At 53.5% G+C, this 21739-nt stretch carries 16 protein-coding genes and 1 pseudogene; 10 read left to right on the forward strand and 7 right to left on the reverse strand.

Features of this window, described 5'->3' with window-relative positions; translation table 11 throughout:
• Window positions 1-31: 31 nt before the first annotated feature.
• From PRIO_RS32480 to PRIO_RS32490, 3 genes are read right to left on the reverse strand one after another with little or no spacing between them, the layout of a single operon-like run.
• Window positions 32-2200 (reverse strand): carbohydrate-binding domain-containing protein, encoded by a 2169-nt coding sequence (locus PRIO_RS32480; RefSeq protein WP_046506109.1) that lies wholly within the window; start codon window positions 2198-2200, stop codon window positions 32-34.
• 21 nt (window positions 2201-2221) lie between these two features.
• Window positions 2222-2905, reverse strand: coding sequence for a DUF4956 domain-containing protein (locus PRIO_RS32485; RefSeq protein ID WP_020434420.1), 684 nt, complete (start codon window positions 2903-2905; stop codon window positions 2222-2224).
• Complete coding sequence (locus PRIO_RS32490; RefSeq protein WP_020434419.1) at window positions 2898-3641, reverse strand: polyphosphate polymerase domain-containing protein; 744 nt, start codon at window positions 3639-3641, stop codon at window positions 2898-2900. Before PRIO_RS32490 ends, PRIO_RS32485 begins: the two co-directional genes overlap by 8 nt.
• A gap of 525 nt (window positions 3642-4166) precedes the next feature.
• On the opposite strand from PRIO_RS32490, the pseudogene PRIO_RS32495 reads away from it, so the two are divergent.
• From PRIO_RS32495 to PRIO_RS32510, 4 genes and pseudogenes are all read left to right on the forward strand, one after another.
• Window positions 4167-4843, forward strand: a pseudogene (locus tag PRIO_RS32495) (response regulator transcription factor).
• The gene (locus PRIO_RS32500; protein ID WP_020434418.1) at window positions 4843-6108 is read left to right on the forward strand and encodes a sensor histidine kinase; all 1266 of its coding nucleotides are present in this window, start codon (window positions 4843-4845) and stop codon (window positions 6106-6108) included. The pseudogene PRIO_RS32495 and the gene PRIO_RS32500 overlap by 1 nt, the downstream one beginning before the upstream one ends.
• An 83-nt stretch (window positions 6109-6191) precedes the next feature.
• Window positions 6192-6851 carry a response regulator transcription factor gene (locus PRIO_RS32505; protein WP_020434417.1) on the forward strand — a complete coding sequence of 220 codons (660 nt, stop codon included), beginning with the start codon at window positions 6192-6194 and terminating at the stop codon, window positions 6849-6851.
• On the forward strand, window positions 6848-7831 hold the full coding sequence (locus tag PRIO_RS32510) for a sensor histidine kinase (protein ID WP_020434416.1): 984 nt from the start codon (window positions 6848-6850) through the stop codon (window positions 7829-7831). Before PRIO_RS32505 ends, PRIO_RS32510 begins: the two co-directional genes overlap by 4 nt.
• A 46-nt stretch (window positions 7832-7877) precedes the next feature.
• Here the strand turns inward: PRIO_RS32510 and PRIO_RS32515 are convergent, their stop codons facing one another.
• Window positions 7878-9842, reverse strand: a complete 1965-nt coding sequence (locus PRIO_RS32515; protein WP_046506115.1) for an ABC transporter permease — start codon at window positions 9840-9842, stop codon at window positions 7878-7880.
• Window positions 9839-10585: an ABC transporter ATP-binding protein gene (locus PRIO_RS32520; RefSeq protein ID WP_020434414.1), complete on the reverse strand. Its 747-nt coding sequence runs from the start codon at window positions 10583-10585 to the stop codon at window positions 9839-9841. Before PRIO_RS32520 ends, PRIO_RS32515 begins: the two co-directional genes overlap by 4 nt.
• Before the next feature lie 476 nt (window positions 10586-11061).
• Between PRIO_RS32520 and PRIO_RS32525 the strand changes: the two genes are divergently transcribed.
• From PRIO_RS32525 to PRIO_RS32540, 4 genes are all read left to right on the forward strand, one after another.
• Entirely contained in the window at window positions 11062-12294 is a 1233-nt protein-coding gene (locus tag PRIO_RS32525; RefSeq protein WP_020434413.1) for a nitrate/nitrite transporter, read from the forward strand.
• A gap of 39 nt (window positions 12295-12333) precedes the next feature.
• A complete protein-coding gene (locus PRIO_RS32530) occupies window positions 12334-16566 on the forward strand; it encodes a sulfite reductase subunit alpha (protein WP_020434412.1) in 4233 nt (1410 codons plus the stop codon).
• Between the two features lie 134 nt (window positions 16567-16700).
• A complete protein-coding gene (gene tlp / locus PRIO_RS32535; protein ID WP_020434411.1) occupies window positions 16701-16925 on the forward strand; it encodes a small acid-soluble spore protein Tlp in 225 nt (74 codons plus the stop codon).
• 128 nt (window positions 16926-17053) lie between these two features.
• Window positions 17054-17701: a Vat family streptogramin A O-acetyltransferase gene (locus PRIO_RS32540; RefSeq protein WP_020434410.1), complete on the forward strand. Its 648-nt coding sequence runs from the start codon at window positions 17054-17056 to the stop codon at window positions 17699-17701.
• A gap of 145 nt (window positions 17702-17846) precedes the next feature.
• Here the strand turns inward: PRIO_RS32540 and PRIO_RS32545 are convergent, their stop codons facing one another.
• Together PRIO_RS32545 and PRIO_RS32550 are read right to left on the reverse strand one after the other, a co-directional pair.
• Window positions 17847-18593, reverse strand: coding sequence for a nucleotidyltransferase family protein (locus tag PRIO_RS32545; RefSeq protein WP_020434409.1), 747 nt, complete (start codon window positions 18591-18593; stop codon window positions 17847-17849).
• Window positions 18594-18765: 172 nt separating this feature from the next.
• Window positions 18766-19440, reverse strand: a complete 675-nt coding sequence (locus tag PRIO_RS32550; protein WP_020434408.1) for a TetR/AcrR family transcriptional regulator — start codon at window positions 19438-19440, stop codon at window positions 18766-18768.
• Between the two features lie 256 nt (window positions 19441-19696).
• Here PRIO_RS32550 and PRIO_RS32555 point away from each other — a divergent pair, with 256 nt between their 5' ends.
• Window positions 19697-20482: an SDR family NAD(P)-dependent oxidoreductase gene (locus PRIO_RS32555; protein WP_020434407.1), complete on the forward strand. Its 786-nt coding sequence runs from the start codon at window positions 19697-19699 to the stop codon at window positions 20480-20482.
• A 12-nt stretch (window positions 20483-20494) separates the two neighbouring features.
• Entirely contained in the window at window positions 20495-21628 is a 1134-nt protein-coding gene (locus tag PRIO_RS32560; RefSeq protein WP_020434406.1) for an SMP-30/gluconolactonase/LRE family protein, read from the forward strand.
• The last annotated feature ends 111 nt before the right edge of the window (window positions 21629-21739 follow it).

Below are 21739 nucleotides of genomic sequence, written 5' to 3' on the forward strand. Positions count from 1 at the left end.
CTCCATCCACCGGAGAGGGGCCGCTTGTGTTTTAATTTGCAGTTTCACCTGCAGCATCTGGCGGTGTTCCGCCTGCTCCGCCTTCGGGCGGGTTGCCGCCAGCGCCGCGCTCAGGTCTGGTGCCGCCGCCACCGCCGAAGCCGCCGCCTCCAGGGCCACGGCCAGTGTTGGCTGTGGTGACGCCTGATTCGTTCAGCCAGGTAACGCTGCCGGAGATGTCGAACGCTACGACCTGCGTGCCGCCGGTATAAGCGCCGTCTGCGTACAATCCGTCTACTGCCGTGCCTGTAGAAGTTCCGCCTGTAGAGAGGGTGTAGGAACCGCCCTTCTTCAAATCCGGAGAGCTGACAACAACGGACGAGAAGTTCTTCGAAGGTGCGAAGGTCAGGATGTTGTTGCCGTCACCGTCTTCCAGATGAACCAGCGTTCCAGCCTGCTGGGCCGCAGTGAAGCTCATGCTGACTGAGTATTGGCTGGAATCCTCGCCCGGAGCCTGGGCCATCCCCGAGCTGCCCGCAGCAACCAGTAAGCCGCCTGTCATGTCGAAGGTGCCGTCATAATCCAGCGGACCGTTGCCATCATTGGTTGGGCCGTTGACAATCACGGTTCCGCCAGTCATGGAGACCGATCCGTTGGAATCCAGCCCGTCGCCCGTGGAGTCAACCGTTACTGATCCGCCGCTGATTGTGAGCAGGCCGCTGCCGGAGCTTGTGAATTGATCCTGCTGTGCAGTTCCCTGCGCTGCGTTGCCGTCATTGCCGCCGGATACGTTCACGCCGTCATCGGAAGCGACCACGCGGATGTCTCCGCCGGAGATGGTGATATTGCCGCCTTCAATACCTTCATAACTCTTCGTGATATCGATGGTGCCACCCGACAAGGAGGTCAGGCTGTCGGCATGAATGCCATCGTCTCCCGCAGTAATTTTGAATTCGCCGTTCGTAACGGAGACATTGCTGTTGCTGTGCAGCGCATCATCTGCGGAGTTAATGGTGAAGCTGCCGCCATTCACGGTAAGATCTCCTCCGGCCTTCAGCCCCTTGGCGCTTGTGGATTCCGTTTCGGCCGTTGTTGCAGCTGCCTCCGCTGTAGATACCGCTGCTGTAGTCACGGCTGCTGTATCCGCCGCAGCTGCAGCCGTGTTGACTGCGGGAGCCGCATCGGTTGTGGCTGCCGAGGTGCCGTCCACTGCCCCCTGGTTACCGAAGCCGCCGCGTCCGCCGCCCATACCGCCCGGCCCTTGGTCACCCGTCTTCGCCTCAGCGTTCTCATAGCCTCCGTTCGTTACGATGTTGAACGTTCCGCCATCGATGACTTCCGCAGTCTCGGCTTGAATGCCGTCGTTGCCTGCCGCGATATCGAATGTTCCGGCCGCGATGGCCACGAAACCTTTGGCGGTATCCTCATCATTGGTGGATTTGATGCCGTCTCCTTCGGCCTTGATGGTAAGAATGCCGTCCTGTACGGCCACCAGATCCTTGCCGACAATGCCGTCATCTGCTGCCGTAATATCAATTGTGCCGCCGGCAATTTTCAGATCATCCTTGCTGGTGATGCCGTCCTTGTAGCTCCCGGTAACCGTCAGCTTGCCGGTTCCGTTAATGGTCAGATCGGCTTTGCTGAAGATGGCCGCACTCGGCTCGTCGGTGCCGGCATCCGCGAACACATAGGTTGCTCCATCGGCAACACTGTTCTCTGTGCCTTCCTGAAGAGTGATTACAACCTTGCCCGCTTCCTTGATATAGACCGGCGCGCTGTCGCTGTCCTTCAGGTTCACGCCGTTCAGCACCAGCCGAACGGTTCCTTTGGCCTGCTCATCCACAATAATCTGCCCGTCGCTCAGTGATCCGGAGAGGATATAGGTTCCCGCTTCCGTAATCGTGACCGATCCGTCCTCGGCTGTAGCGCCAGCACCTTCGATCTCTGCAGTCGTTCCTGCGAGGGCAATATCGGTTGACGCATCTGCCGTCCAGGCTGTAGTGGTATCGTCTTCGTCATACTCTACCAGATCCGCCGTCTTGACGTTTGCCAGCTCTACAGCGTCTGTGGTGCCGCTCGTTGCACTGGCGGTAACGGCTGTACCGGTTGCTGCACTATTCGCGGCATTGGTACCCGCCCCTGTATTCGTGCTGCACGCCGTCATAAGCGCTGCACTGAGCAGCACCATCCCTATCTTGCTCCCTGTAAGGAAATTTTTCATATGTCATCGTTCCCTTCAATTTTAGTAGTCAGTGGCGGGCGGACACATCGTCAGTGACAGATCCAGATTGCCGTTCCGGGTGCGGACCGCATCCAGGAGCTCCTTCTGGCTCGTATGCTCATCGATCGTAACCTCGTAGACCAGCTCGTATAAGCTGCCCAGCTCGGTGGTTCTAATCTTTTTCAGTTCATAGCGGACATTGAATGTATCGAACACTTCGGCAAAAGCTTCCTCATACCCCAGATTCTCGGGGATGGTTACCTTAAGCGTCTTCTGCTGCGACTTTCTGGCCCCGAAGCCGGTGTGGTTCAGGATGAACATCAGCACGCAGAGAATGAGGGTGAACAGTGCGGCGTAGCCGAATGAACCGACCCCGCAGGCCAGTCCCGAAGCCATGGTGAACAGCACAAATGTAATATCCTTCGGGTCGCCGGGCGCGCTGCGGAAGCGGATAATCGAGAAGGCCCCGGCAAGGCTGAAGGCACGGGCGACGTTGCTGCCAATGAGCAGAATGATGATCGCCACAATTACAGGCAGCAGGACCATCGTCAGTGTGAAGCTTTGCGAATATCCCCCCGGGTTGGTTTTCATGTAGGTGAAGCTGATCAATCCGCCGAGTACAATCGATATGAAAATAGTCAAAACGGCGTCCGTAAAGGTTAATTCAGCACTCGTCAGAGCGGCGGAAAATATAGAGTCAAGCATACAGGGCACTCTCCTTTTCGATTTTGCTGGCCTTCAGCATCTGTTTATATTCATTGCCGTATTTGGAGAAGCTGGTGCGGTACATCCTGTGCTCGGAGAGCATTTTCGCCAGCCAGACGGGAATCGTCTTCTCGGCCTTCACTTCCATCAGCCACTGGCCCTGGGGCATCAGGTACTCGCCATGCGTGCCATGCTCCAGCTTCAGATCGTAGCGGCGGCTGCGGATGTTCGTGTCGAAGGTGATGCGCAGATCCCGGTTGTTTTTGCAGAAAAGCGCTTTGCGTTCATAGGAGAGGTACACCTTGGGCATCAGGTCATACCGGGATAAAAAATACTTGATCTCCTCAATCACCTGCTTGTTCATGTACTCCCGGTACTCCGGCTCCACGCCGGTAGCGACAAAATCGTAAGCCTCCTGCAGCTTGAGCGAAGTTCTTCTTTTGTTAACCAGGCCGAACACTTTTTTCTTAATTTCCAGATACACCTTGGTGTCCTGGTCCGGAACACCGTAGGCCCGCAGCCGGAGCTTTTCCTTGTATTTCGGCTTCGCCAGACTGCTGCGAATCAGCGAGTCATGGGCGGTATCATAATAGAGATTCGTAATGGAGTAGAATTCATGCTGCTTGTTGTAATCATCCGGCTCCATATATTCCAGCAGGTCATTGTAGAGTTTCTGGTATGCGGCATGGTCCAGCAGATATTTGTTCTCGTACCGGTTGAATACCTCAATCGCCATAAGGGTCAGATCCTTTCATAGTGGAGTATTTCTAAGTATTCTATATGGAGTGAACTTAAGATATTTACATTAGGGACTTCGTTGGGACTACGGAGAATGTTTGGACTTCCAGCCGCTGTTGTCTGCAGATTTCTTGATTAATCCCGCTCTTCGCGGTGGAAATCCGCAGACAAAGGCGGACGCTACCGCTCCGTAAGTATCCAAACTTCCCCTCATCCCTTTTCCCCTTTGTTACTTTTTCAAGTTCGCTTTATATAAGTACCTATAAGTGCTGTATGTGTGTGTTCCATGTATGCCCTCGCTTGCTTATGAATGTATCTTAGTCCCGGAACCTTTAGTGAATCTTAAATGGTTTTACACTCCTGTGATCTTTTTACACCCGCTTAACAAAAGGCTGGTGCCCGCCAGAATTCCTTCATATATAGCGTTCCTGGTGTATGGAATCCGGTTAAGGTTGGTTAAAGGTAATCTTGCTATAATGGCTTAAGTAATCAGCAAACTTCTATGCAGAGGATGGGCACACCCATGAGAATATTAATAGTGGAAGACGAAGTGCATCTGACGGAAGCCTTGACTCAAATATTGAAGAAACAGAATTATTCGGTGGACGCGGTCCATGACGGCAGATCGGGGCTGGACTATGCACAGAGCGGGATCTATGATCTGCTGCTGCTGGATATCATGATGCCGGAGATGGATGGCTTTACTGTGCTGAAGAAGCTCCGCAGCGGGGCGTATCCACTCCCGTGATCATGCTGACCGCCAAGGGAGAGATAACGGATATGGTGGCGGGGCTGGATTACGGGGCCGATGATTATATCGCCAAACCCTTCTCGTCAGAGGAACTCATGGCCAGAATACGGGCGGCGCTGCGGCGCAAAGGCGAGGTCATCCCGGATGACACGCTGAAGCTGGGGGATATGGAGCTGAATACGGCGAACCTGCGGCTCTCCGTGAAGGGCAAAGAAATCAAGCTGAACCTGAAGGAAAATGAGCTGCTGGAGCTGCTGATCCTAAGGAAGCAGGCGATAACCTCGAAGGAGCAGATTATCGAGAAGCTGTGGGGCTTCGACTCGGAGGCGGAGCATAACAATGTGGAGGTATACATCTCTTTTTTGCGGAAAAAGCTGGTGTTCCTGAATTCAGAGGTGCGCATTAACACAATTCGAAATGTCGGCTATGTATTAGAGGTGACCAGTTGATGTTCAAAAAACTCAGAAACCGGTTTCTGATCGTCAATCTGACCACCATCTCCGTGATTATGCTGATCGCCTTTGCCTCGATCTATGTGATCATGTACCTGAATGTGCAGAACGACATTAATATGAATCTCCACCGGATTGCGGACTACCAGCAGAAAGGCCCGGGCGATGCAGGACATCCGGGCTCCGCTGACGGGATACCTCCCAAAGAGAACAGGCCTATGGAGGGCGGCAACCCGCCGCCGGAGCGTTCCATCTCCTTCACGGTGACAACGGACGCGAGCGGCAATCTGAAAGACAAGGACTCCAAATTTACGATGGACGATGAGTTCTATACGGCTGCACTGAAGGAGGCCCTCAGCATCGGCAAGGACATCGGCCGTTTCACCCTGGATGACAGCCGATGGATTTTCACAGTCAAGCATACGGGCGAAGGTAAGGTCATCGTCTTCCTGGACATCACGGCCCAGCAAAAAATCCTCACCAACCTGATCTACACCTTCACCGCCGTCGGCCTGCTGATGCTGATTATCCTCTACTTCACCAGCCGGTTCTTTGCTAACCGCTCGATTGCACCGGTCCGGGAGGCTTTTGATAAGCAGAAGCAGTTCATCGCCGATGCCTCCCATGAGCTGAAGACGCCGCTGACGATCATCAATACCAACGCGGATGTGCTGCTGTCCAATAGCGGCGACACGATCGGCAATCAGGCGAAGTGGCTGCAGTATATTAAGTCGGAGACGGAGCGGATGACCCGGCTGACCAATGACCTGCTGTATCTGACGGAGATGGATGATTCCCGGACGGGCATGATGCACAGCAGGTTCAATATAAGCGAAGCGGTAGAGAATATCATTCTGACGATGGAGGCCGTGATCTTTGAAAAGCATATCTCCTTCGACTATGACATCCAGCCGGAGCTGACCGTGCAGGGCAACAGCGAGCAGATTAAGCAGGTGGTGATGATCCTGCTCGACAATGCCGTGAAATATACGAACCCTAAGGGCGCTGTAGCCATCACGCTCAAAAAACAAAATAACGATGTGCTCCTGTCCGTCTCGAACACCGGGGAAGGCATTGCCGCCGAGCATCTGACCCGCATCTTCGACCGCTTCTACCGCACGGATACTTCCAGAGCGCGCCAGCAGGGCGGATACGGGCTGGGTCTTGCCATTGCCAAATCGATTGTGGAGCAGCACAAGGGCAGGATTTACGCCAAAAGTGTTGTCGGGGAGTCAACTACGTTCTATGTGCAGCTGCCCTGAAAGGCCAACACAAGAAGTGTAGACAAATGATATAATACCAGCATCACATGCCCAGAGCTGGAGGAATCATATTGTTTCGAATCATGATCGTAGAAGACGATGAGAAGATTAGAAGAATTGTAGCCGACACGCTGTCTAAGTGGAAATACGAGGTCACGCAGGTGTCTTCTTTTGACCAGGTTATGGACGACTTCACCGCCAGTCAGCCTCATCTGGTGCTGCTCGATGTAAATCTGCCGGTGTACGACGGGTTCTACTGGTGCCAGCAAATCCGTGCTGTCTCCAAAGTGCCGATTATTTTCCTGTCTTCACGCAATCAGAATATGGATGTCATCATGGCGATTAATATGGGGGCGGATGACTTCGTGCAGAAGCCCTTCGACCTTGGCGTGCTGGTGGCGAAGGTGAGCGCGCTGCTGCGGCGCAACTACACCTACCAGGATGAGAGTCTGCAGATGGCCCACCGCCAGCTTACATTCCATCTGTCCAATTCCTCCGTCGAGTATGAGGGCCAGACCGCAGAGCTGTCGCGGAATGAATTCATTATCCTGCAAACCATGATGAGAAATATCGGGAAGATTGTATCCCGGGACAGCTTGATGCAGGTGCTGTGGAGCGATGAGCAGTTCATAGACGACAATACGTTAACCGTTAACGTCAACCGCCTGCGCCGTAAAATCGCCCTGCTGGGGCTGGAGGACTTCATCGTCACCCGCAAGGGAATGGGGTATATCATCGAATGAGATTCTGGCGATTCCTGAAATATGAGAAACCGTATATCGGCCTGTATGCCGCCGTATTTCTGCTGATGGTTGCCGTATTTGCCGCAGATCCGCAGATTCCATGGCACTGGCGGACCTTCTTCTATGCGCTGGCACTGCTGTTATTAGGTCTGGCAGGCTTTTTGCTCCATCGTTACATGAAGAATGTGCAGGCTCTCCGCCACTTATCGGATGAAGATGCGGAGCCGCTGTCCCTGGAGGCCGAGGGATACCGGGAAGCTATAGAGCAGCTGCAGATCCAGCACATTCGTGCCCTGAACGAAGCGCAAATGCAGCAGAAAGAGCATTATGATTTCATCATTTCCTGGTTTCACGAGGTCAAGACACCCATCGCCGTCCTCCGGCTGATGCAGCAGACAGAGATCGATCACAGCAGCCTGGAAGAGGAGCTGTCACGGATCGAGCACTACATCGACCAGGCTTTATATTATTCCAAGCTTGACACCTTCAATCAGGACTACGAGATCGTTAACTGCAATTTGGAGCTGCTGGTCAAAGAGGCCGTTAAAGCCCATTCCAAGACGTTCATCTCCAAAAAAATCAAAATCCGGCTCGATGTACAAGCCACAATGGTGCAAAGCGACTCCAAATGGCTGTCCTTCATTATCAACCAGCTGGTCACGAACAGCCTGAAATATACCGGGGACCAAGGAGAGATATCGTTCACGACACAGGTTACACCGCATGAGAAACTGCTTATTGTGCGTGATAACGGCATCGGCATTGACCGCAGGGATCTGCCGCGGGTGTTCAACCGCGGATTCACCGGCACCAACGGGCGTACCTATGCAAAATCGACAGGCATGGGCTTGTATTTGGCCCAGGAGCTGTCCAAAAAACTGGGGCACTACATTTCCTGCGAATCCGAAGCAGGCAGCTTCAGCGAATTCACCATCCACTTTCCGAAAAACCATGATCCTTATTTGAAAATGCTGCGGTAAGGGAACAGCGATCCTCCAATCACCGGAGAATCGCTTGAATAGAGAGTTACGGGTTTTCATTAACAATTTTATAATACACATTCGTGGAAGAAACGTAGAACAGTACGTAAATCAGGAAATACACCCCCATGATGCCCCACACGGTTGCCGTAAGTCCAGTAAAGCCCTGCACAGAATCCAGGATGTAATACTTGATAATGAACCAGCTGTGGCATACCCCAAGCACCAGCGGCGGCAAAAAGACAAACAGCAGCTGCTTGCGGATCACGCTTTTCATCTGCCGGTCATCCACGCCCATTTTGCGCAGAATGGTATATTGCATCCGTTCGTCTGTAGCCTCACGCAATTGCTTGAAATAAATCACACTGGCAAGCGCGAAGATCGCAATCAGGGCCAAAAAGCCGCTGGAGAACAGCATAAGCGACGAGCCTTCAATTTGCTTGGAGTACACGTCTGCGAACGAGGAATAATAGGCACCCGGCGTCTCCGTGACGATGGCATGGACCTGCTTCGAGAGTTCTTCGGCCCGGCCGGCATCCGCAATACCATAGATTTCAAAAGATTTCTTGTCCGCATGCTCCCGCAGGCTCCGGTAAGCCTCGTCGGAGATTACGAGCACCGCAGGTTTAATGACCATAGATCTCACCGGATCTGAAGACCAGCCAAGATAGGCGTAGTCCTTCTTCTCAATAATCCGAAAAGCGGTTTCCGCATCTGTCTTCACCTTAAATTCCGGCTGCCGGTTTGCGGCATAGGATTGCGCGAAGTCCGATCCCTGGGCAAGGGTTACCGCTTCCTCACCTTGCAGATCCAGGATTTGCTTGGGGTCCCGTTCCTGCATCAGCCCGTTATAGGTTTGCTCGGATACAAGCAGCAGGTATGGAGTATAGTACTCGGGATTCTCAAAAGCCGGCCCCATATCCGATACCGGCTCAGCCACTATCGCCTCTTGCGTCAGGTGGTACCGGACCTCGTGGCCGGAGCTGCGGATCAGGCTGTCGATCCGGTTGTTGGTTGAAGAGGCCAGCGATTCAAACGCTATATCATTAGGCAGGTTTCTCCCCACCGCTTCGAACTGCACCTTATAGTTAATCGTCATGAAGCTCAGCAGCAGCATAATCGCCGCACTGAACAATGAAATAAAGGTCAAGTTCAACGTGTTGCCTCTAATCTGAAACCGCAGGGAAGAGGTCCACAGCATCGTATTGCCCTCATAGTATTTTTTCCGGCGGCTTACCGCCTGGAGCAGCCAGCCGGCAAGTTGACGAAAGAACAGAAAGGTGCCCGCAATAATGCCAATGGTCACAGCAATCATACTCACCGTCGCGTAGTCCTGCCAGAACACCGAACCTTTTCCGCTGCTGATCAGAGCAAAGGCCATGCCCAGCAGAAGTACAGCAATCATAGCCCAGGCCGAAGACACGCGGACGGGTGTCTCCATCTTTTGCTTCGCATGAAACAACTCCGTAAGCTGCACCCGGTTCAGCATGATGTAGCTCTGTACACTTATAATCATAGCGAGCAATAAGAAGACACCGATCGTTGCAGCAATCGACGGCATAGGGAATGACAGGGAAATAACCTGGTTGTAATTCATTAAATCCATCAGCAACATCCCAAACAGCTTGGACAGCAGCCCCCCGATCAATATTCCCGTGAATAGTGAAATGGCGCTCATAATCAGGGTTTCATAAAATACCATCCGCGTAATTTGCCGTTCGTTCAGGCCGTAAAGCAGGTACATGCCGAACTCTTTTTTACGCTGCTTCATGAAGAACGAATTGGCATACAGAATAAAGAAAATGATAAATAAGAACACAACAAGTGAAGCGATGCCCACACCGGTCTGGAAATTGGCCCGGTTCTGGAGCGCATCCATAATATCTTTGTTGTACATCAGGGATGTGAACGTAAATTGAATGATGACCCCGGCAATCATCGAGAACAGATAGATGGAATATAGGCGGAAGTTGCGCTTCACATTTCGGACCGTAAGCTCCAGCAGACTCATCGCAGCTTGCCCCCCATCAGGCTTTGGGTTTCCAGAATGCGGTCGTAGAACGCTTTTTGAGTCTGGTCTCCTGCGTAAATCTCATTAACAATTCCTCCGTCACGCAGAAAAATAACCCTTTTACAATAGCTGGCCGCATAGGGATCATGAGTGACCATCATAATCGTTGTCCCGAACGTCCCGTTCAGCTCTGCAAGCTGCTCCAGCATTTGGGTCGCGGACCGGGAATCCAGTGCTCCCGTCGGCTCATCGGCAAAAACAATGGACGGATTGGTAATGATCGCCCGCGCCGAAGCTACCCGCTGCTTCTGTCCCCCTGACAGCTCGCTTGGATATTTATGAAGGATCTCTTCAATATTCAGCGCCCGCACAATCGGCAGCAGCAGGTCTTCCATCTCTTCCACCTTCACTCTGCGCAGGGAGAGCGGCAACAGAATATTCTCTTTGGCCGTCAGCGTATCCAGGAGATTATAGTCCTGAAAAATAAATCCCATGCGCTCCTGCCGAAATTGCCGCAGTGATTTTTTTTTGAGCTCCAGCAGGGATTTCCCCTCCAGCCAGACCTCGCCGCCCGTAAACCGGTCAATGGTAGACAGCACGTTCATCAGCGTCGATTTCCCGGAGCCCGAGGGTCCCATAACCGCTGTAAATTCTCCCGATTGGATCATCAGATCAATATTCTTAAGTACCGCTGTTGTCCCATAGTTTTTCGATAAATTTTGGGTCTGAATCACAGTTTGCATCTCTTTATCCTCCCCTTCCTGTTACTTATCATAGACGCAGCTTGGGTTTGCAACCATAGAAGCAGGATGTATTTGGGTGACGTTTTTGTCACTCAGCAGACCGGATATGATTAAATGTAAGTTTACATTACATGAAAACGCTTAAAATGCCTAAATAAAGCATTAAAATTAATAATTTTAAATTTTTATGTTATAGTTGTTGACATTTCCTATCGAGCTAATTATATTGACATTATAAGATTTCAACGACACAACAATGTGTCCCTGAAGGTGACAACAGATTGTTCCCACAATGCTGTGGACGGATAATCTGCTGTACCGGAGTGTTACTTTCAATAATTATTCAGTCAGTCACGATGGTGTGGCTGCAATGGCAATGGGGCCGATGAACTTAATCCGCAGATGTGCGGGTTCTGTCAGTCGGCCTTTTTTTGCCGGTTCATTTACTTGGGGTTATTCAAAGGAGGATGTCAGCGATGGAAGCAAAAGGTTTTCGTAAGGCGGGTCACGCCCCGAGTTTATTGTCAGCTTTTTTGTACTTTGATGTAAGCTTTATGATTTGGGTGCTGTGTGGAGCCCTGTCGCTCTATATCACCAAGGATTTCGGATTATCAGATACTCAAAAAGCGGCCATGGTTGCCATCCCCATCCTCGGCGGTTCGATCTTCCGCATCCCGATGGGCATCCTGGCTGACCGGATTGGCAGTAAAAAAGCAGGCCTGCTCGGAATGTTCCTCACCATTATCCCCCTCCTGTGGGGCTGGCTGGGCGGAACCAGCCTGCTGCAGATGCATATGATCGGATTCCTGCTCGGTTTTGCAGGGGCGAGCTTTGCCGTCTCCCTCTCCCTCGCCAGCCGCTGGTACCCGCCGCAATATCAGGGACTCGCAATGGGTATTGCCGGAGCCGGGAACAGCGGAACGGCGCTGGCGACCTTTTTCGGGCCGCAGATCGCCCAGGCTTATGGATGGCATAGCGTGTTCGGGATCGCGCTGATTCCCCTGGTCCTCGTTATGATTGTTTTTGCCCTATTGGCTAAAGACGCCCCGAATGCCCCGGCACCCAAGCCGCTTAAAAGCTATCTCAGCGTCTTCAAGCATGCCGATACCTGGTGGTTCTCGATGTTCTACGCCATTACCTTCGGCGGGTTTGTCGGGTTCGCCAACTATGCGAGCATCTTCTTCTATGATGTGTACGGCGACGGCGTACATTCCGGGGGCCTGACCAAAGTCCAGGTAGGCTACCTGGTCACCATCACAGTTATCGCAGGCAGCTTCTTCCGGCCTTTAGGCGGCTGGATTGCGGACCGGATTGGCGGCATGCGTCTCCTGCTTGTTTTGTATGCTGTAGTTTCTGTATGTGCGTTCGCCATTGCGTCGATGCCTAGTTCCTTCCTCGTGATGCTGCTCTATACCAGCGTGATGATGGCCTGCCTCGGAATGGGCAACGGTTCGGTCTTCCAGATCATCCCGCAGCGCTTCTCCAGCGAAATCGGAGTCATTACCGGCATTGTCGGCGCAGCCGGAGGTCTTGGCGGATATCTGCTGCCGACTTACGTTCTCGGTCCGCTGAAGCAATCCACCGGCTCACAGGTTACCGGATTTCTGGTGGTCGGTTCTATCGTGCTTCTGACAACCCTGATTTTCTATGCTGTAACCCGTTCGTGGAAAAAATCCTGGGCGAAGGCGGAATCCGGGGTCAATTTCTAACATTATTTATCCAGAGAACCTTCGAGGCGGTGAACTCACATGACAACGGGCAAAGTGAAAAGCGTCTGTCCTTATTGCGGCGTTGGCTGCGGGATCATACTCGAAGTGTCGGGTAACCGCGTAGTCAGCATCACCGGAGATAAGGAGCATCCGGCCAATTTCGGCAGGCTGTGCACCAAAGGCAGCACGGCGGCAGCCGCACTCACGGAATCGGGCCGGATGGAATATGCCTACAAACGCCAGGATCGCGGAGCCGGGCCTGAACGAGTGAAAATAGATGAAGCTATCCGTGATACCGCGCAGCGGCTGCGGGCCATTCTGGAGGAACATGGCCCGGATGCCCTGTCCGTGTATGTGTCAGGTCAAATGTCGCTGGAGGCCCAGTATCTGATCAACAAGCTGGCCAAGGGCTTCATCCGTACCCCCAATATTGAGTCTAATTCACGCTTATGCATGGCGGGCGCTGGCAACGGATATAAGCTCTCCCTGGGAGCCGATGGGCCTCCGGGTTCTTATCAGGATATGGATAAGACGGATTTATTCTTCGTTATCGGCGCCAATATGGCCGATTGTCATCCGATTCTGTTCCTGCGGATGATGGACCGGGTGAAGGCCGGGGCCAAGCTGATTGTCGTGGACCCCCGGCGGACCGCAACCGCAGACAAAGCAGACCTGTTCATGCAGATCAGGCCCGGCACGGATCTTGCCCTGCTGAATGGACTGCTGCATCTGCTTGTTAAGAACGGACACACAGACCCGGCCTTCATCGCCCGGTTCACCTCCGGCTTTGAGAGTATGGAGGCATTTCTGGAGGACTATCCGCCGGATAAAGTGTCCGAAATTACCGGCATCCCCGAAGCCGATATCCGGCAGGCTGCCGAGTGGATTGGCGGGGCGCCGGAGTGGATGTCCTGCTGGACCATGGGTCTTAACCAGAGCATTCACGGCACCTGGCACACGAATGCCATCTGCAACCTGCATCTCGCCACAGGTGCGATCTGCCGCCCGGGGAGCGGCCCCTTCTCGCTCACCGGCCAGCCCAATGCCATGGGCGGGCGGGAGATGGGCTACATGGGGCCGGGCCTCCCCGGGCAGCGCTCCCTGGTGTCTGAGGCTGACCGCAGCTTCATAGAGAAGCTGTGGGAAATCCCCCAAGGCACCCTTCGGTCGGATGCCAGCGGCGGCACCATTTCCATGTTTGAGAGCATGATTGCAGGCAGGATCAAAGCCTGCTGGATCATCTGCACCAATCCGGTGGCTACGGTTCCCAACCGCAAGAAGGTCATCGCTGCCCTTGAGGCGGCTGAACTGGTTATTACGCAGGACAGCTTCCTCGACACCGAGACTAACCGTTATGCGGATATCCTGCTGCCCGGGGCCCTGTGGGCCGAAGGCGAAGGCGTGATGATCAACTCCGAGCGCAATCTGACCCTGATGCAGCAAGCCGTCGAGCCGCCCGGAGAGGCCATGCCTGACTGGCAGCTGATTGCCCGGGTAGCCGCTGAAATGGGCTATGCCGGGGCATTTGCCTACCAATCTTCGGCAGAGGTCTATGCCGAAATCCAGCAGGCCTGGAATCCGAAGACCGGCTACGACCTGCGCGGAGCCACGTATGCACGGCTGCGGGAAACGCCTGTGCAGTGGCCCTCTGCGCCGGACCAGCCGAACGACCGGAACCCGATCCGGTACTTGAACCGTCAGGGCGGCACTGCCCTTAATGAGCCTGCTGATGGCAGCGTTCCAGATATCGTATTTCCGACAGACAGCGGAAAAGCTGTATTCTGGGCACGCCCGTATATGCCGCCTGCAGAAATGCCTGACAGCGACTATCCCTTTGTGCTGAATTCCGGCCGCTTGCAGCATCAATGGCATACGCTGACCAAGACCGGCAAGGTTCCCAAGCTTAATAAGCTGAACCCGGGTCCATTTGTGGAGATTCACCCGGAAGATGCTGAGGCGCTTGGAATTAAGGACCGCCAGCCGGTAGAGCTTCGTTCGCGGCGGGGCCAGGCGGTTCTTCCGGCCGTCCTTTCCGACCGCGTGCGCCCGGGCAACTGCTTCGCCCCCTTCCACTGGAATGATGTCTTTGGTGCCCAGTTAGCCGTCAATGACGTCACGAATGATGCCGTCGATCCCCTGTCCTTACAGCCTGAGCTGAAATTTTGTTCCGTGTCGCTGGTCAAGGCTGCGGGCCAGCTGTCCGGGGAGCCGCAAGCGCCGGATATGGGCGGGAATCAGCCCGTACCGCCAGCCGCCGCTGAGAACGCCCATCTGAAGGAGGCCGTAACCATGAAGCAGCTTGATGCGCTTGCAGGCTTGTTTGGCCTTGAAGCCCCTACGGCCATGACCCTGGATCGCCGGGAACAGGCTTATCTATCCGGTTTCATCACGAGCCTGCGCACCGAGGCTGGCCGGTCTGCCTCCGGCATTCCGGTTCTGCCGGCCACCGCACCGTTTGAGCCATCCACCCGCTACTTTGTGGACGGTCTGCTGGCGGGAATGTTCTCCCGCACTCCGCTTCCCGGAGCGGAACCGCATTCCCGGCAGGTAATGCCTTCGGGTCCAGCCTCTTCAGGGGCAGCCTCCGAAGAGGCTGAGGCAGCAGGCAAGCTTCCCGTAACCATCCTTTGGGCCTCACAGACCGGAAATGCCGAAGGTGCAGCCATTGACTGCGCGAAGAAATTACAGCAGGCCGGTTACGACATACGGCTGGTAAATATGAATCAATATTCTGTAAGCGATCTGGCGAAAACCCGGTTTGCGCTGTTCATCGCCAGCACCTTCGGAGCCGGAGATCCTCCGGACAACGGAGAAAGCTTTTACCAGGCACTTAGGGCAGAGAATGCTTCTCTGCTGAAGGATCTGCGGTACGCCGTGCTCGCTTTCGGGGATTCTAACTATGATCTTTTTTGCGGCTTCGGAAAAAATCTGGATACCCGGCTGGAGGAGCTTGGCGCGTCTCGGCTGCTGGACTGTGCCCATTGCGATACGGACTATCAGGAACAGGCGGATGCATGGACAAAGGATATCTCGGAACTGCTTCGCGGGTTCACAGGCCGCCCGGAGCCTTCTGGACTAGCCGCAGCAAGCGGCATCTCCTCCGCTTCCATTGCTGCCTCCGGCCCGGCTTCCCCGAACCCGGACCAACGCGGATATCACCGGAATCACCCGGTCCCGTCACGGCTCCTGTTCAAACAGCAGCTGAATAAGGCCGGATCTGAAAAAGAAACCCGCCACTACGCCTTCGACCTGAAGTCCGCAGGTGTGCAGTTCGAAGCAGGTGATGCGCTCGGGGTATGGCCCGTCAATTGTCCCGGCCTGGTTGATGATCTGCTGCACACCTTGGACATTGAGCCTTCTGCTCCGGTAATGGTTGCAGGCCAGGGAGAACTGCCGGTCAACGAAGCGCTGCACCGTCATTTTGAGATTGCCCGCATTGCTCCGGAGATGCTCCGGTTCATCCGGGACCGGACACAGAACAGGCAGCTCATCAAGCTCCTTCAAAGCGAAAACCAGACGGAGCTGAAGCAGTGGCTCTGGGGGCGCCAGCTCATTGATGTTCTGCAGGAATTTCCGGTTGCCCTCAGCGCTCAGGAGTTTCTGGAACAGCTCAAGCCCTTGCAGCCCCGCCTGTATTCCATTTCGTCCAGTCCGAAAGCCCATCCGGACGAGGTTCATATTACAGTGTCTACTGTACGCTATGGGAATAACGGTAACGTCCGCAAGGGAGTATGCTCCACGTTCCTCGCGGACCTCGCTACAGAAGATACAGAGATTCCAATTTTCATTCAAAAGAATGCCCATTTCCGGCCACCGGTTAACCCCGATGCCCCGATGATTATGGTTGGACCGGGCACAGGCATCGCCCCGTTCCGCGGCTTCCTGCAGGAGCGCAAAGCATCCGGTGCCAAGGGCAAAAACTGGCTGATCTTCGGCGAACAGCGGGAGGACAGTGATTTCTATTTCCGCGGGGAGCTTGAGGCGTTTCGGGAGGAAGGCTTCCTGCAGCGGCTGGATACGGCCTTTTCCCGGGATCAGGCGGAGAAAATCTATGTACAGCACCGTATCCTGGAGCATGGGGCAAAAATCTGGGCCTGGCTTCAGGAAGGCGCCCATTTCTATGTATGCGGAGACGCCCGGCAAATGGCCAAAGAAGTGGATGCCGCGCTGAAGACAGTGATCCGGCAGCATGGCGGCAGGACTGCGGATGAGGCCCATGATTATGTAAAAGAAATGTCATTAACCAAGCGGTACGTGCGGGATGTCTATTGAAGCAGCAATGGCGGGCATGGATCGGCCATCAGGGTTCAGCATTGAAGCACATCAATGCATAAAATCTTCCGGCAACGATCACCCTACAGATTAGCGTCCTTGCGGGCGCGTTAATCACAGGAGGCGATCCCCAAATGGCAAAACCGGATAACCGGGCGGATAACGTTGAGCATTTACAACAGAGCATTCAGCACACCATGCAGAACCTGCATGAAGCTGAAGACTATTTAAACGAATTCTCTTCTGAGATCAGCAGCAAAGAACGTGAACAAATCGAAGCAAAAAACGAACGCCGTAAAGAAAGCATTAAAGGCTTCCGCGAGGAAGTTAAGGACGAGGCCGCGCATTCCCATGAGTAGTTAAAGAACGGCAGTTCAGCCAAACGGCGGTTCACCCGGTTATTCCGGGCTGAACCGCCGTTTGGCTTGGGTTATAATGAAGGCATATGCGGACTAACGCATCCGATATCCAGGAAAGGTGTGTGCTTATGCATTCTACAGGACCCGATCCGAACGCAGTTCATCCTAACCCCAATATTAAGCAAGTCCGGTTCATCAAAAATACCGTCACCCGCCCCAATATCATCGCCGGAGATTACTCCTACTATGATGATCCTGACGAATCTGTCTCTTTTGAAAGCCGTGTCACCCACCATTATGAATTCATCGGGGACCAGCTGATTATCGGCAAATTCTGCGCCATCGCCCGCGGCACCGAGTTCATCATGAACGGCGCCAATCACCGGATGGGCTCAGTGACGACCTATCCCTTCAACATTATGGGCGGCGGCTGGGAGAAAGCCACGCCGGAGCTGGCGGACCTGCCCTACAAGGGCGATACCGTCATCGGCAACGATGTGTGGATCGGCCAGAACGCCACCATCATGCCTGGTGTAACCATTGGCGACGGATCCATCATCGCTGCCAATTCCACCGTAACCAAGGATGTGCCTCCCTATCATATTGCCGGCGGGAATCCGGCACGCATGCTTAGAAAACGCTTCGACGATGAACTCATTGCCCTGCTGCTGGAGCTGAAATGGTGGGACTGGAGCAAGGAGAAGATCACAGCCAATCTTGATGTGCTGTGCAGCAATGATCTGGAGCGGATTAAGGGCCTCGCAGGTGGCTGCTGAAGTCTTGCCGGGGCTTCCGGTGTACCTTGGCAATGGCTCTTGGCAACGCTATTTTACGCTAGAATTTTTGCATACATTACGTCATACCCAGGCAAAAAGAGCGGTCAATCCCCAACAGGATGAACCGCTCTTAGATTAACCTTTGTCACTCAGCCAGTTTCCCCAGCCTAGCCCGCATCTCCGCATAAGCTTCAGGGGTGCCGACATCATCAATCGCGCCCTCCGTATAGTAGGCCCTGATCTCTTGTCGGGAATGCAGCCACTCGGGAAAATAACTCGGCGCGTCCGGGTTGCCCCCTTCGGCCAGATAACGGGAGAATAGCGGCAGCGTGGACCGTTTATAGATGTAGAGTGCGAATACACCAATGTTCGTCCGGGGCGCCTGCGGCTTTTCTTCCAAAGAAAGGACCCGCATCTCGGCATCCAGCTCAGCCACTCCGACACTGCGCAGCTCCCGGATATCGTCCACCGTCCGGACCAGAATACAATCCTTGTCCACCTGGTGAAAATAACTCAAATATTCCTCAAGGCCAAATCCCAGCACATTGTCGCCCGCCAGAACCAGCAGATCATCCTGTATCTGCTCCCGCCCGATAGCAAACTGGATATCGCCAATCGCCCCTAACCGCCCCTCCGGTGAAGTGGTGCCGTCGTTCAGAATACGAATCGGCTTTGTCCCTCTGTACTTCTGACTCCACTGCTCAAAAGCCCGGAAGAACCGGTCATTGGTCACAATGAGCACCTCCGCAACCTCATCCAGCACCTCCAGACGGTCCAGCAGCAAATCCAGAATGGTACGGCTTCCTTGAACCGGCAGCAGCGGCTTCGGCGTATCTTTTGTTAACGGATAGAGACGGGTCGCATACCCCGCAGCCAAGATTAATGCAATCATCCCCTGTTCGCTCCTCTGCCTGCAAATTGTCCCTCTACTATATACCACCGGAGTCGGCCAGCCAAGGCTACTGCTGCTGATAAAACCGCCTTTGCGATAAGCTGATTGCGCTTGTGCCGGAACGAATCGAACAGCCCATCCCTTGAAGGGATGGGCTGTCAGGAGTAATCCGCTATGGCTTGGATACTGCAAACAAGGATCGGGACAGCAAAACTATTGTTTGTTTGTAGACGGTATGGGCCGCATCGGCATCGCCAAGGAACCCGCCCATATACAGGTGGATTACGCCGTGCAGCGAAGCCCATATGGTGCTCACGATGGTCTGAGTCTCTTCCTTGTCCGAAATCTGTCCCTGCTGCTGGGCGGTGCTGATTAGAATCAACAAGCGGCTCATGGCTGTCATCGTCCCTTGCATACTCTCCGCATCCGGCTTGAACTCGGCAAAAGCCCCTCCAAACATCAGCTTGTAGTAGCTGGTATATTCCTGCCCGAACTGCCAGAAGGCTTCGCCCAAATCCAGCAAATGCTGCAAGGGGTCAGAGGACGGCGGTACTTCTTCAAAACGCTGGGCCAGCAATTTGCAGCCCTCCAGATACAGCTGCTGAGCCAGACCTTCTTTATTGACGAACAAACTGTAAATGATTTTGGTAGAGCAGCCCATCTTTTGCGATACTCTGCGCACAGTGACGGCCTCAGGCCCCTCTTCCTGCAGAATGGCTGCGGCCGCATCAACTACAAGCTTACGGAGGTTTTCCGTATTTTGCAGACGGGCTTCCTGATATGTTTTTAATACCCGCCCCGTGGATGGTGAAGGCTTGTCTTCGTTACTGATAAGGATCACCTTCATTCGGTTATCTTGTTATTGACCAGAAACAAGGTTACTGAGCTTCTAACAGGCATTCTAACCATTTGCAGGAGGGTTGTCAATTGATCCATAAGTTTTAAAAAAAGATTTGACACACATGAACCTTTTGGTTACTATGATTCTCATAGGAAACAGTGTTACCAGTTATGAATTTATGTTCACAAGCTTCACTATCTTTTTTTTGACACCTAGTAACAACGTTTCTAAAATAAAACATCGTAACAAAGGGGCGAAATTCATGAATATTAAAGGGAAATGGTCGCTAATCACTGGGGCCTCTTCGGGAATCGGCGAACAGTTCGCAAGACAATTGGCAAAGGAAGGCAGCCATTTGGTGCTTGTAGCCAGATCCAAACGCAAACTTGATACGCTTGCAGCAGAATTGACCCGAAGCTATGGAATTCAGTGCCAGGTGGTTCCCCAGGATCTATCCATCGAAGGCGCTGCCGGAGAGCTGTATCAGAAGTGCCAGCAGCTCAACCTGAACATTGATCTGTTGGTTAACAATGCAGGTTTTGCCACCCATGGTCTGTTCGAGCAAATCTCCGGCGAGCGCCAGCATGAAGAAGTGATGCTCAACGTCGCCGCTGTAGTGGATATGACTCATTTATTTCTTCCGGGGATGCTCCATCGAGGCGCTGGCGCTGTTATCAATGTTTCGTCTACCGCAGGCTTTCAGCCGCTGCCTTATATGGCCGTCTATGGGGCGACCAAAGCTTTTGTCTTGTCCTTTACCGATGCCCTTTGGTGGGAGAATCGTGACCGTGGCGTTCAATTTTTTGCCTTGTGCCCAGGGTCGACGGAGACGAATTTCTTCAACGTTGTTGGCACAGAGGACGCCTCTGTCGGTGCGAAGGATACGCCGGAACGTGTAGTGGAAGTTACACTGCGCGCTATGAAAAAAGGGAAACAGTATGTTGTTCCGGGACTCCGGAATTATCTGGGTGCCCAAATTTCCCGTTTCATGACCCGCAGACAAAGTCTGCGGCTGGCCCAGGGCATGCTTAGCCCCCGCAAACAATAAGGAGGATTAATAATGTCCACAGAACCAAAGCAACGCAAACGTTCAACACGTCAAAAAGTCGGCAGATGGAGCTTGGCCCTGCTCGGGGTAATTGTGCTGGGAATCGCTGTTTTTCTGCTGATACCTGCTCCGGTAGATCCAGCGTTATGGTCTGCACCTGCCGCCCCTTCCTTTGAGAAAGAGGGACCCTGGAAAGAAAACAGCAAGCTCAGCTCGGCTGAGCTGGTTACAGACCGCGCCAAGTTCCCGGAATTCATCACTTTTGATACCAAAGGACGGCTGTATACGGGGGACTCCGACGGCAAAATTTACAGAGTGGCCTTTGACGCAGAGGGCAAGGCGCAGCCGGCTGAAGTGTTCGCCGATACCCATGGAACACCTAACGGACTGAAATTCGACGCGGCGGGGAATCTCATTGTGACAGATATTCAAAAAGGGCTGCTGTCGATTGACCCGGAGGGAAATATTCAAGTACTAACCACAGAAGTAGAGGGAGGGCCCATCTACCTGGCGAACGAACTGGACATCGCACAGGACGGATCGATCTATTTCTCGGATACCTCTAACTACGGCAAGGTCATGTTCAAAGAAATTGCCGAGAACAAACCGCATGGACGATTGCTGAAATATGATCCGCAGACCAAGCAGACGACCGTTTTACTTCGGGACTTATATTTTGCCAATGGGGTAGCCTTATCTGCTGACGAAGATTTCGTGCTCGTGGCCGAATCGTATCATTATCAGTTGACCCGATACTGGCTGAAGGGGGCCAAGCAAGGCACCTCGGATATTTTTGCAGACAATATTGCTGGTTTCCCGGACAACATCACACGTGATGTACATGGACATTTCTGGGTAGGGGTATTCACAACCCGGTTGCCTTTTGCCGACTACATGCATAGCCATCCCTGGTTAGCGGCTACAATGTCCAAAGTTCCACAATCCTTGTTAAATGGAGCCAGTGCGCCGGTGAAGCATGGACTGGTCGCGGAATATGGACCCGAAGGGGAACTTGTGAATAGCTGGCATGATCCTGAAGGTACATTGTATGGCATCACCACTGCCGTAAACCAGGGTGGATATTTATATCTCGGAACCGCACCGGGAGGAAGCCAGGGCGTTCATCGGGTGCTTATGAATCCGTAAGGTAGTGTTAATGCTATATTCCTCCCCCCACTGCCACTTTAAGGCATTCCAAACAGCAGCTCACTCCGTACAGGAGGAGCTGCTGTTCATATTGGGGGCATTTTCTTCCTA

Origin of the sequence: Paenibacillus riograndensis SBR5, from assembly GCF_000981585.1 — a bacterium.
In the GTDB taxonomy this organism is placed as follows: Bacteria; Bacillota; Bacilli; order Paenibacillales; family Paenibacillaceae; genus Paenibacillus_AQ; species Paenibacillus_AQ riograndensis.